The organism is Rhizobium sp. Leaf262, from assembly GCF_001422245.1.
GTDB lineage: Bacteria > Pseudomonadota > Alphaproteobacteria > Rhizobiales > Rhizobiaceae > Agrobacterium.
Genome location: NZ_LMMM01000001.1, coordinates 75,200 through 86,607 on the forward strand (window position 1 = coordinate 75,200; position 11,408 = coordinate 86,607).

The window sequence follows — 11,408 nt, forward strand, 5'->3', positions numbered from 1 at the left end:
GCGACAGCAAGCTGAAAACCATCTGCAAAACATATGCGAACAAAGGATTTATCGATGACCACCGAGGAGAACCCAGGATTGGCGCAGCTCAATGAGCGTGTCCGGCAGGATCTCGAATTTTTGAATTACCCGGCTAAGGATTGGTCGAAACCCGTTCAGTCTGCTGACGGAAGGCCGGTGAGTAACGTGGTGATCATTGGTGGAGGGATGTGCGGTCTGGTTGCCTGGCATGCGTTGACCCGTGCAGGTATCGGCAATGTCCGCGTTCTCGACAGGGCAGCGAAGGGTGCTGAGGGGCCATGGGTCACCTATGCCCGAATGGAAACGTTACGGTCGCCGAAGATTTTGCTGGGTCCAGCGCTCGGCATGGCGTCCCTGACCTTCCGGGCTTGGTTCACCGCTCAACACGGTGTCGAGACATGGGATGAGCTGTTTCGCATACTTCGACCGATGTGGATGGATTATCTGAACTGGTATCGGGATGTGCTGTCGATTCCGGTGGAAAACGAGACGCATGTCACGCGCATCATGCCCCGACCGGATGGTCTGCTCGAGCTTGAAATTCAGGACGGAGAGCGCGCTTCGATCCTTACACGTAAAGTGGTGATGGCGACGGGACGTGATGGTCTGGGCGAGCCTGCGATACCGTCCTTCGTCAATGCGCTCACACGTCACGAGGATTGGGGGCATTCCGCCGACATGATTGACTTCGGTGCGCTGCGCGGCAAACGCGTCGTCGTAATCGGTGTCGGCGCTTCTGCGGTTGATAATGCCTCGGAAGCGCTGGAAGCGGGTGCGGGGGAAGTCCGCCTGCTTGCCCGCCGCAAGAAGATGCCGACGATCAACAAGCTGATGGGCATCGGTTCCTATGGCGTGACGGCGGGATTTCCGCAGATATCACCGCAATGGCGTTGGCGGCTGATGGATTATTCGACCAAGCAGCAGACGCCGGCACCGCACAATTCGACATTGCGCGTCAGCAAGCACTCCAACGCCTATTTCCATTTCGATTGTGCAATTGCGTCGATGAGAAAAGAAGGCGGCGAGATTGTCGTTACCACCACAAATGGCCGCATCTTCAAGACGGATTTTGTCATCCTCGGCACCGGTTTCAACATCGATCCCTTGAGCCGAAGCGAGCTTGCGCCTTATCAAGACCAGATTGCCTGCTGGCAAGATCGTTTCATTCCACCCGCAGATGAAGCCAACCCTTCGCTTGGACGGTTTCCGTGGCTCGAGGATGACTTCTCCTTCACCGAGAAGAAGCCCGGTGCGGCACCGTGGCTCAAGGATATTCACTGCTTCAACTACGGCTCGACCATGAGCCTTGGCAAGGTAAGTGGCGACATTCCGGCCATCAGCGAAGGCGCGCTGTGGCTTGCGCGCGGCATTGCCGGTCGTCTTTTCATCCGCGATATCGATTATCATTGGGATGAGCTCTTGGCTTATGAGAAACCTGAACTGGACGGGACGGAATGGGTGGATGCCGACGCGGTCGCTCCCGAGCAGAAGTCCGCCTGACGATGCCGCCCTGAAAGGCCACTTCTGGTCTTAATCATTTAAATTCGACATGTGCCTGATGCGCTGGACAAGGCAGGACGCAAGACTGAAAGGATATGGACATGATAACCACAGCCGATGGTGACGTCATCAACACCGCATTGGGCCTGGCGGCCAATTCGGATCTGGCAAAACTGCGCGAGCGGCGCGCCAAGCTTCAGCAATTCACGCAATCAAGCTTCAACGCGGCTTTCCATCCACAAGACCCGCGTAACTTCTCCTACGCGGAGCGCGCGGCCTTTGCGCTTCGAATGGCCAATCTGTGGAATGCGCAAGAACTGGCTGGACAATATAAGGCCCTGCTCGAAAAGGAAGGGTCGACAGAAGCGCTGCTGGATATCGCCATGCCGGGATACAAGCCTGCGGATGAAACCAGCCGGCTTGCCGCCATCTTGCGCCATATCGACCTCGTCACCTTGTCTCCGAAGGAGGCGACGCGTGAAAACATCGAAAAACTCTATGCCGCAGGTCTGGATGACCGGGATATCGTGACGCTCGCCGGCCTGATTGCTTTCGTCAACTATCAGGTTCTTGTCGTCGCCGGTCTCAAAATGCTGAGGGATAACTGAAATGTCCGATGCTATTCACGAATTCACGCTCGATCCGCTGATCTGGAAACCTTACGTCAAGCCGGTTGACCTGGCGGAAGCGACCGCAGAACAACTGGATGCGATGAAGGTCACGCCTTCAAACACGAAAGTATCGGATTACGTTCTCGTTCTTGCGCAGGAAGCGGAGATGCTCGCCGAGCGCACGCCCCTTTTCAACGACATTATGTATAGCGAAGGTGGACTTTCACGTGGTGGACGTGAAATCGGTGCTTTGGCCGCGTCCTTCGTCAACAAGTGCATCTACTGCGCGTCGGTCCACGCCAATCGCTATATCCAGCTTGAGAAGAAGCCCGATGTCATCGAAGAAATCTATGAAAAAGGGTTGGATGCAGACCTGCCGGATTTCGAGCAGGCACTTTTCAATTTCGGCGTCGATCTGACCGAACATCCAGACCATGTCGGTGTCTACCAGTTCTATCATCTTCGCGAAATCGGACTTGACGACCTGGAGATACTGGATCTGATCCATGCGGTTGCGATTTTCGGTTGGGCCAATCGGCTGATGCACACACTCGGCGAGCCGCATCGGAAAGCCTGATGTCACAAATGCGTGTCGAGGCACCGGAAGAAGCGGCAAGGGCGTTCGACGTGACACATGCCGGTGTCTTGCGCATCGCCGTTCCCATGATGATCGCCTATCTCTCAACGCCTTTGGTCAGCCTCGTTGCGACTGGCGTGATCGGGCAGTTGAGGGACGAAGCCTTGATCGGCGGGGTTGCGCTGGCCGCCGTCATCTTCGACGTGATCTTCGTTTCCTTCAACTTCCTGCGCGGTGCGACGACCGGTTTTACGGCCCAGGCTGTAGGCGCAGGTGATCGTCGCGCCGAGCAGCGCATGTTGCTGGGCGGTCTCGTTATAGCGCTGGTTTCCGGGTTGCTGCTTCTGTTGCTGCATGTTCCCATCGGCAAGGCAGGGCTTTTCATTCTCGGAGCCAATGGTCCGGTCGCAGATGCTGCGTCCATCTATTTCGGTTGGCGAGTGTGGTCGGCACCATTCGTGCTGATCAATTTCGTCATTTTCGGATGGGTTATCGGGCGCGGGGAGGCGGTCGCAGCCCTGATACTGCAAACGGTGCTGAACGGCTTGAACATCCTGCTGAGTTTCTGGTGGGTGCTTGGACTTGGTTGGGGCATTGCCGGGGTCGCCATCGCCGGTCTGGTCGCCGAAGCCGTGACGGCATTTCTGGGGCTGTTTCTCATTCTGAGACGGACCGAGAAGAGCCTGTGGGAAATCCCCGACGTCAAAAGCCTGCGCCTGCTGTTTTCAGTGAATTCCGACATGATGATCCGCTCACTGTCGCTGCTGATCGGCTTGTCCTTCTTTACCCGCCAAAGCGGCATGCTGGGTATCGATATTCTGGCTGCCAACACCATTCTTCTGCGTTTCTATTTTTTCGGTGTCGCCTTTCTGGATGGAATTGCGACGGCTGCAGAGCAGCTTGCCGGGCGCGCTGTCGGTGCCCGTTATCGACCTGCTTTCGACCGAATGATTACGCTGACCACCTTGTGGGGGTTCATTTTCGCGGCTCTTGTTTCAGCCGCCTTTCTCGTCAGTGGCTCATGGGTCATTTCCATGACGTCGCCTACGGATGACATAACGGCTCTGGCAACCACCTTCCTTCCCTATGCCGCAATCCTGCCGCTCATCGGCGTGGTCGCTTTCCAGATGGATGGCATCTACATCGGCGCAACGTGGTCGCGGCAGATGCGAAACCTCATGCTGATCTCTTTAGCCATATATTTTGCCGCATGGTCGGTGCTCCAGCCTGCCTTCGGCAATCATGGCTTGTGGATCGCGCTTATCCTGTTCCAGAGCATTCGCTCCATCGTCTTCCGCTGGATGCTGCCACGCCTTGCGGCCAAGACCTTCAAGGAAGCCTAACGGATACTGGTCCGGATATAAAAAGCCTGAGGCCTACAAATTGTCTTATCTGCATTGCAATTGCGTGATGTCAGGCGACAAAACGTTCGAATAAAAGGCCGCGAAGTCATTTCTGGAGATTCGGGTCCGGCTACTAAGACCCCGATCTCCGTCGTTCGTGCCTGTACCTGAATGGCATCTCGTGCCATGACGGTCCTGGTTGCGTGGAGTATGAGACATGTTAAAAATGAGTTTGACCCGAGGCATCGGGATGGGTTTGGTCTGTTCGACAGTCCTTCTGACGAGCGGTGCCGCCGAAGCCACTCCGGTGCTGGTCGTCGATACGGCGAACCACCAGGTGCTCTATCAGGAAGAAGCCGGTGTGCCGTGGTATCCGGCCTCTACGACCAAGCTGATGACGGCGCTGGTGGTTTTCGAAGCATTGCGCTCCGGGCAGGTGACCCTCACCACACCGGTGGTGATGACGCGCAACGCCACGAAACAGGCTTTTCTGGAATCGGGTCTGACCCTTGGTCGGACGATGACGCTGGAAGATGCCTTGTTTGCGACGATAGCCGCGTCGGCCAATGATGTTGCCGTGGCACTGGCGGAAGCGGTGGCCCCCACTGAGGCTGAATTCGTTCAGCGCATGAATTCCGAAGCGCAAAGGCTGGGCATGACGGCAACCCATTTCGCTAGCCCGAACGGGTTGTTCAACCGGACGAACTATACGACTGCCCGCGATCTTGCACTTCTTGGCATGGAAATTGACCGGCTTTATCCGGAATATCGCCGTTTCTTTCAGGCGTCAGCCGTTACCATCGATGGCAAGGAAATTAAGTCCAACAACGCGCTGTTGACCCGTTTCAACGGGACGGTTGGTATGAAGACCGGATTTTTGTGCGCGTCGGGGCGCAATTATGTGGGACTGGCCGAACGCAACGGAAAGCGCTTGATGGTGGTAATGATGGGCGCCACCACGGAGCGAGAACGCGACGAGCGATCCGCGCAATATCTGACACAGGCCTTCCAAGGCCAGCTTCAACCGGCTGGCACCGTAGAAGCCATTCAAAACCGTCCGGAGGTTGCGCCCGAGGACATGCGCATTCGTCTCTGTACGGACAAAAGTGTCGCCTATGAAGCCGGTCGCGAAGCACTTTATCCTATGGGCCTGCCCGGTCGGGAAAGTTTCCTTAACGACCAAATCCCGGCGCAGGTTCATGCAATTGCCACCTGGCCCGGCGATAATGCTGCCGATGTGCCTGTTCCGCTTGAGCGTCCACGCGTTCAGCACGGTACAGGTTCTGCAGGATAAAATCGGGACGTCTCCATGCGTGGCTATGTGTTCACTGGAAAAGTAGAGCTGACACGGCGTTCGTTGATCGCCAGTCTGCTTGCGGCAGTCGTAGCATCTCCGGCGTTTGCTGCACCCTCATGGCGTTACGCCCGCCCGGTCACGATCACAGCCGATGATATCGAATGGTTTCGTCGCGCCCGCGCGCTCTGGATTGATTGTGAAGCGGGAGCGCCTGCCATTATCCCACAGGGCATGGACGAAGATGCCTATTGGAACGCGTTCGAGAACCCGGCTTCGGATGCCCTCCAGCGAATGGAGAGGGTCATCTGCGCGTTCTTCCTTCATGCCAGCTTTTCACCGGGTCGCTATACATTGAGCCAACCAGTCAAAGGGTTGAGCAGCTTCGAGGTGACGGCGAATCATGTTCGACTGTTGCAAACAACGAGCTGGCGATCGAGTTCTATCGATTGCAAACGACCCTATGGCGATTTCACTCATTTCGAGATCGACATGGCAAGGGCGCTTGGCCTGCCTATCACCGAGGGTGCGGAGGGTTATGCCGAGATCGGGCCGGAAAACGAGTCGAAAATGGTCGCCTTGCACGAGCGAATGCTGTTTGTGCTGCAATGTTACGTGGAGCATGCAGCCATGGAGCCAGGGGACTGGTTCATACCCTTCGACGGATGGGAGGGTATCATCCATCCACGCTGCGTCCCGGTCAGCGACCAGAAGATCAAGATCTATGAAAGCGCCATGGCTGCGATTGCGCTTCGAGGCATCGTGGAAAGCGATTACGATCTCGTCGTGCCGAAACTAAAGGCCTCTTCCGATCTGTTCTCACTGTAGCACTGGCAGCAATCACCGGCAGCGTCATCGCGCCATGCTGGCGACGAGGTCGCTGAAACGCTCGCCCTGAATGCCGACATGACCGCGCAGCAGGCGGCGCGCTTCTTCGCCATCGCCGGTGAAGATGGCGTCGACGATGGCGCAATGTTCCTGAAATGATGTCGAAAGGCGGTTGCGCACCCGCAGCTGCAAGCGACGATAGGGTCGAAGTCGCCGGTGCAGTTGGGCGCATTGGGCCTTGAGAAAATCGCTCTGGCTCGCGTCGTAGATGGCGATGTGGAATTCTTCATTATCATAATAATAGGCGTCACTGTCTCCAGCCGCCGCCGATCGTTCGCAGCGAGCATGGGTCAGGGTAATTGCCTCACGAGATGATGTGTCCAGACGTCTCGCAGCGAGCGAGCCCGCAAGGCCTTCCAGCTCGGCCATGACTTCGAACATTTCATAGACCCGATGCGGACCGGGATCAATCACGACCGCGCCCCTTCGTGGTCTGATTTCGATGAGACCAATGGCGTCAAGCTGCATCAATGCCTCTCGCACCGGCGTGCGCGATACGCCGAAGCGTGTTGCGAGCACTGTCTCGTCAAGTCGCTCGCCCGGAGCGAACTCATTCGAAAGAATTGAATTTTCAATTTCGTCCCGCAGCCATCGGCCTACTTTTTCGGACATCTTTCTCACCTTCGAATGCAATAACCATATTCTTGTATACAAGATACTTGACAACGTGTGCCAGCGCTGAGAGTTTGGATGCTAACGATAAGCGTTGGGAATGGAAAGCTGCTAATACAGCTTTCTCGACTGGAAACCGAGGGAGAGCGGTGATGTCTGAAACGTCATTCTTTATGGACATGATCCAGAACATTACCGACCGCGGGCGGAAACTTCTGTTTTCTGGCCCCCGTGTGACGGATGTGGCTGCCAATGCCGACACCGAGACACTGTGCGAAATGCTGCTGTCGAGCCGCGGCGAAGCGTCGGGCATGGCGCTTGCGGCAGAAATTCTCGATCGCTGGAGCGTTCTCGATGCCGAGGGGGCGCAGCGGTTTTTCCGTCTGCTTTCCGATAAATTCGGCCCAGATACCGCAAAGCTCGAAGAGGCTATCGCAACTTACAGCACGGACAGGAGTTCAGCAGCGATCCTCGGCCTTCATCAAGCGGCCGAACCCAGACGGCAGGAATTGCTTCGCCGGTTGAATCAGGCGCCGAGCGGAACTGCCAAGCTTGTCAGAATGCGGGAGCAACTCCTGTTGCTCAAAGACAAGGACGAGGGTTTTCAGGCGCTCGACGCGGATTTCACGCATCTTTTCAGTTCCTGGTTCAACCGAGGCTTCCTGACGTTGCGGCCTATCGACTGGGCGACGCAGGCCAATATCCTGGAAAAGATCATCGCGTATGAAGCCGTACACAAAATCGCGGGCTGGGATGAATTGCGCCGCAGACTTGCGCCATCGGACCGCCGTTGCTTTGCTTTTTTCCATCCGCGACTGGCCGATGAGCCGCTCGTTTTCGTCGAGGTGGCCCTGACGCGTGCGGTCCCGACCAGCATTCATGACGTGTTGGATGAAAGCCGCACGCAGATCGCGGCAGGTGAAGCGACAACCGCCGTCTTCTATTCCATATCCAATTGCCAGGATGGCCTGCGTGGCATTTCGTTCGGTAACTTTCTGATCAAGCAGGTGGTTGATGACCTGAAGCGGGAACTTCCGGGCCTCACCAACTTCGTCACACTGTCGCCGGTGCCGGGTTTTGCACGCTGGCTGGCTGGCATCCGCAAGGCAGAGGATGACACGCTGCTGTCGGAAACGGATCGTTCAACCCTGGCATTGATGGATGATCCATCGTGGAGCAGCGACGAGGAGACCGCCGGCAAGGTCGAGCGCGTGCTGTTGCCGATGGCGTCGCATTATTTCCTGGCAGCCAAGACATCCGATGGTCGCCCGGTCGATCCGGTGGCGCGGTTTCACCTTGGCAACGGCGCACGGCTGGAAAGGCTGAATTTCCTTGGCGATCGCTCGGGTAAGGCTATGAAGCAAGCTCATGGACTGATGGTGAATTATCTCTACAAACTCGATGATATCGTCGCCAACCACGAAGCGTTGGCGCAGCGCGGTGAGGTGGCTGCGTCGCCGTCGGTCAAAAGCCTTTTGAAGCAACGGGGCGAAATCAAAGCGGTGGCCAATAGTGCCGCATTTCAGAGCAAACCGCGCAAATCGTAAAACAACAAATGTGAGGGAGGGCATTCATGGGCAACCATCTTTTCGACGCAATAAGGGCAGCCGCTCGCAGCGATGCACCATTCATCGTCACCAACGGGGGACGGTCTTGGACCTATGGCGAGGCGATCGATCTTTCAGGGCGTATCGCGAACGCGCTCGTCAAGCTTGGCATTCAACCCGGTGACCGCGTTGCCGTTCAGGTGGAAAAGAGCGCGGAAGCACTCGTGCTCTACCTCGCCTGCGTGCGCAGCGGTGCCGTCTATCTGCCGCTCAACACGGCCTACACGCTGGCTGAGCTCGATTATTTCATCGGCGATGCGCAGCCAAGGCTGGTGGTTGTGTCGACCTCGGTTAGGGACAATGTGAAGACTGTGGCTGCCCCGCATGGCGCCATCGTCGAGACGCTGGATGCCGATGGTAACGGTTCGCTCATGACGCTGGCCGGTAACGAGCAGGCCGACTTTGTCGATGCGGCGCGCGCGTCGGACGATCTGGCCGCCATCCTTTATACATCCGGCACGACCGGACGCTCCAAGGGTGCGATGTTGACGCACGACAATCTGTTGTCGAACGCTCGGACCCTGCGTGAGATCTGGCGGGTGACGGCTGATGACAGGTTGATCCACGCCCTGCCGATCTTCCATACGCATGGATTGTTCGTCGCAACAAACGTCACGCTGCTTGCAGGCTCTTCGTTGATTTTGTTACCGAAGTTCGATCCGGAAGAAGTGCTGTCGCTCATGCCTCAGGCAACACTTCTGATGGGCGTACCGACATTCTATGTGCGCCTTCTCCAGAGCTCACGCCTGGACAAGCAGGCCGTTTCCACGATGCGCCTGTTCATTTCCGGTTCTGCGCCGCTGCTCAGTGAGACCCATGTGGATTTCGAGCGCCGCACCGGTCACGCCATTCTCGAGCGCTACGGCATGACCGAAACCAATATGAACACGTCCAATCCCTATGATGGCAAGAGAATTGCCGGAACCGTCGGCTTTCCACTGCCCGGCGTGACCGTTCGCGTCACCGATCCATCAACGGGAGACCTGTTGCCGGATGAGGAAACCGGCATGATCGAAATCAAGGGTCCGAACGTCTTCAAGGGTTACTGGCGGATGCCGGAAAAGACGGCGGCCGAATTTACCGCAGATGGTTTCTTCATTAGTGGCGATCTCGGCAAGATCGACAAGGACGGATACGTCCATATCGTCGGCCGCGGCAAGGATCTGGTGATTTCGGGTGGCTACAACATCTATCCGAAAGAGGTCGAAAGCGAGATCGATCAGATCGACGGTGTCGTGGAAAGCGCCGTCATCGGTGTGCCGCACCCTGATTTCGGTGAGGGTGTAACGGCCATCGTCGTGCGCAAGCCCGGTGCTTCCCTAGACGAACCGCAGGTTATTGCCGCACTGACCGAAAGGCTTGCGCGCTACAAACAGCCCAAGCGGGTGATCTTCGCCGAAGATTTGCCACGCAACACCATGGGCAAGGTCCAAAAGAACGTTCTTCGTCAGCGTTTTGCTGATCTCTACAACGTGAGCTGAGAGGGGCGCGTGTTGGTGAGGAACACGCGGCTTGGCTTTCTCGATTTGAAAACAGCACCACGGCGCGGGAGGCGTCGAAGGGAGGGGAATCATGGGTATTGAAATACTGTCTATCGGGCTGCTCATTGCGATGTTCGTCATCGCGACGATCCAGCCAATCAACATGGGTGCCTTGGCTTTTGCCGGCGCCTTCGTGCTCGGCACGCTCGTCATTGGAATGAAAACCAACGACATCTTCGCCGGTTTTCCGAGCGATCTGTTTCTGACACTTGTCGCGGTGACCTATCTTTTTGGCATTGCACAAATCAACGGCACCATCGACTGGCTGGTGGAAGGTGCCGTGCGGGTGGTACGCGGGCGGATAGGTCTCATTCCATGGGTGATGTTTCTCGTCGCAGCGATCATCACAGGTTTCGGCGCCTTGGGACCGGCTGCGGTTGCGATTCTGGCACCGGTTGCCCTCAGCTTTGCGGTGCAATATCGCATTCATCCGGTTATGATGGGCCTGATGGTCATTCATGGCGCGCAGGCGGGCGGCTTTTCGCCGATCAGCATCTACGGGGGGATCACCAACCAGATCGTGGCGAAGGCCGGGTTGCCATTTGCTCCGACCTCGCTGTTCCTCTCCAGCTTCTTCTTCAATCTTGCCATCGCCGTACTCGTCTTTTTCATTTTCGGCGGCGCAAAGATCGCGCGGCAGATTTCCGCTTCGCGTGAACCCCTGCCTGAACTCCATCCCGAAGGCGTGGCGGAAGCCATCCGCGGACATGGCGGAACTCCTGCGAAAGCCATCCGTGAACACGCTTACGGGACAGCCGGCGACACTGCGGCAAACCTGCGCCTGAACAGCGAACGCATCACGACGCTCATCGGCTTGACGGCACTGGGCGTGGGTGCTCTTATCTTCAAATTCAACGTCGGCCTTGTCGCAATGACCGTTGCCGTCGTTCTCGCACTGCTGTCACCGAAAACACAAAAGGCAGCTATCGACAAAGTCAGTTGGTCAACCGTGCTTTTGATCGCCGGTATCATCACCTATGTTGGTGTGATGGAAAAGGCAGGGACGGTGGATTACGTGGCACACGGCATCTCCAGCCTGGGCATGCCGCTTCTGGTGGCTCTGCTGCTCTGCTTTACTGGCGCCATCGTCTCCGCATTCGCGTCTTCGACGGCGCTGCTCGGTGCCATCATTCCGCTTGCCGTGCCATTTCTTCTACAGGGTCAGGTCAGCGCCGTCGGCGTCGTCGCGGCAATAGCGATTTCGACAACGATTGTCGATACCAGCCCCTTCTCTACCAATGGCGCCCTTGTCGTTGCGAACGCGCCTGATGACCGCCGTCAGGAGGTCTTGCGTCAATTGCTGATCTATAGCGCGCTGATCGCCATCATTGGACCTATCGTGGCCTGGCTGGTCTTCGTCGTTCCTGGCTTGGTGTAACCCATAGGTAAGGATTGAAACAGATCGCGGATGCCT

10 protein-coding genes are annotated in these 11,408 nt (G+C 56.9%); 9 read left to right on the forward strand and 1 reads right to left on the reverse strand.

All coding sequences use genetic code 11. From position 1 onward, the window contains the following. Positions 1-54 precede the first annotated feature (54 nt). From ASF29_RS00360 to ASF29_RS00385, 6 genes are all read left to right on the forward strand, one after another. On the forward strand, positions 55-1,521 hold the full coding sequence (locus ASF29_RS00360; RefSeq protein ID WP_062448546.1) for an NAD(P)/FAD-dependent oxidoreductase: 1,467 nt from the start codon (positions 55-57) through the stop codon (positions 1,519-1,521). 101 nt (positions 1,522-1,622) lie between these two features. After that, positions 1,623-2,129: a CMD domain protein gene (locus tag ASF29_RS00365; protein ID WP_062448548.1), complete on the forward strand. Its 507-nt coding sequence runs from the start codon at positions 1,623-1,625 to the stop codon at positions 2,127-2,129. 1 nt (position 2,130) lies between these two features. After that, a complete protein-coding gene (locus ASF29_RS00370) occupies positions 2,131-2,709 on the forward strand; it encodes a peroxidase-related enzyme (RefSeq protein WP_062447340.1) in 579 nt (192 codons plus the stop codon). Beyond that, positions 2,709-4,052 (forward strand): MATE family efflux transporter, encoded by a 1,344-nt coding sequence (locus tag ASF29_RS00375; RefSeq protein WP_062447343.1) that lies wholly within the window; start codon positions 2,709-2,711, stop codon positions 4,050-4,052. Before ASF29_RS00370 ends, ASF29_RS00375 begins: the two co-directional genes overlap by 1 nt. Before the next feature lie 226 nt (positions 4,053-4,278). After that, positions 4,279-5,346, forward strand: a complete 1,068-nt coding sequence (locus ASF29_RS24810; RefSeq protein ID WP_082453318.1) for a D-alanyl-D-alanine carboxypeptidase family protein — start codon at positions 4,279-4,281, stop codon at positions 5,344-5,346. Positions 5,347-5,361: 15 nt separating this feature from the next. After that, a complete protein-coding gene (locus ASF29_RS00385; RefSeq protein ID WP_062447345.1) occupies positions 5,362-6,174 on the forward strand; it encodes a hypothetical protein in 813 nt (270 codons plus the stop codon). A gap of 24 nt (positions 6,175-6,198) precedes the next feature. On the opposite strand, the gene ASF29_RS00390 is transcribed toward ASF29_RS00385, so the two are convergent. After that, positions 6,199-6,846, reverse strand: a complete 648-nt coding sequence (locus ASF29_RS00390) for a GntR family transcriptional regulator (RefSeq protein WP_062447347.1) — start codon at positions 6,844-6,846, stop codon at positions 6,199-6,201. A 152-nt stretch (positions 6,847-6,998) separates the two neighbouring features. Here ASF29_RS00390 and ASF29_RS00395 point away from each other — a divergent pair, with 152 nt between their 5' ends. The 3 genes from ASF29_RS00395 to ASF29_RS00405 all read left to right on the forward strand — a co-directional run bounded on the left by ASF29_RS00395 (position 6,999) and on the right by ASF29_RS00405 (position 11,372). Next, positions 6,999-8,393 carry a malonyl-CoA decarboxylase gene (locus ASF29_RS00395; protein WP_062447350.1) on the forward strand — a complete coding sequence of 465 codons (1,395 nt, stop codon included), beginning with the start codon at positions 6,999-7,001 and terminating at the stop codon, positions 8,391-8,393. Between the two features lie 26 nt (positions 8,394-8,419). After that, entirely contained in the window at positions 8,420-9,934 is a 1,515-nt protein-coding gene (locus ASF29_RS00400; protein ID WP_062447351.1) for a malonyl-CoA synthase, read from the forward strand. 91 nt (positions 9,935-10,025) lie between these two features. Next, a complete protein-coding gene (locus tag ASF29_RS00405) occupies positions 10,026-11,372 on the forward strand; it encodes an SLC13 family permease (protein ID WP_062447354.1) in 1,347 nt (448 codons plus the stop codon). The last annotated feature ends 36 nt before the right edge of the window (positions 11,373-11,408 follow it).

Bases quoted from the DNA above. Each gene is read 5' to 3' on its own strand.
- ASF29_RS00395 (WP_062447350.1), top strand. From the start codon at position 6,999: ATGTCTGAAACGTCATTCTTTATGGACATGATCCAGAACATTACCGAC.
- ASF29_RS00385 (WP_062447345.1), top strand. From the start codon at position 5,362: ATGCGTGGCTATGTGTTCACTGGAAAAGTAGAGCTGACACGGCGTTCG.
- ASF29_RS00360 (WP_062448546.1), top strand. From the start codon at position 55: ATGACCACCGAGGAGAACCCAGGATTGGCGCAGCTCAATGAGCGTGTC.
- ASF29_RS00400 (WP_062447351.1), top strand. From the start codon at position 8,420: ATGGGCAACCATCTTTTCGACGCAATAAGGGCAGCCGCTCGCAGCGAT.
- ASF29_RS00405 (WP_062447354.1), top strand. From the start codon at position 10,026: ATGGGTATTGAAATACTGTCTATCGGGCTGCTCATTGCGATGTTCGTC.
- ASF29_RS00390 (WP_062447347.1), bottom strand. From the start codon at position 6,846: ATGTCCGAAAAAGTAGGCCGATGGCTGCGGGACGAAATTGAAAATTCA.
- ASF29_RS24810 (WP_082453318.1), top strand. From the start codon at position 4,279: ATGAGTTTGACCCGAGGCATCGGGATGGGTTTGGTCTGTTCGACAGTC.
- ASF29_RS00375 (WP_062447343.1), top strand. From the start codon at position 2,709: ATGTCACAAATGCGTGTCGAGGCACCGGAAGAAGCGGCAAGGGCGTTC.
- ASF29_RS00365 (WP_062448548.1), top strand. From the start codon at position 1,623: ATGATAACCACAGCCGATGGTGACGTCATCAACACCGCATTGGGCCTG.
- ASF29_RS00370 (WP_062447340.1), top strand. From the start codon at position 2,131: ATGTCCGATGCTATTCACGAATTCACGCTCGATCCGCTGATCTGGAAA.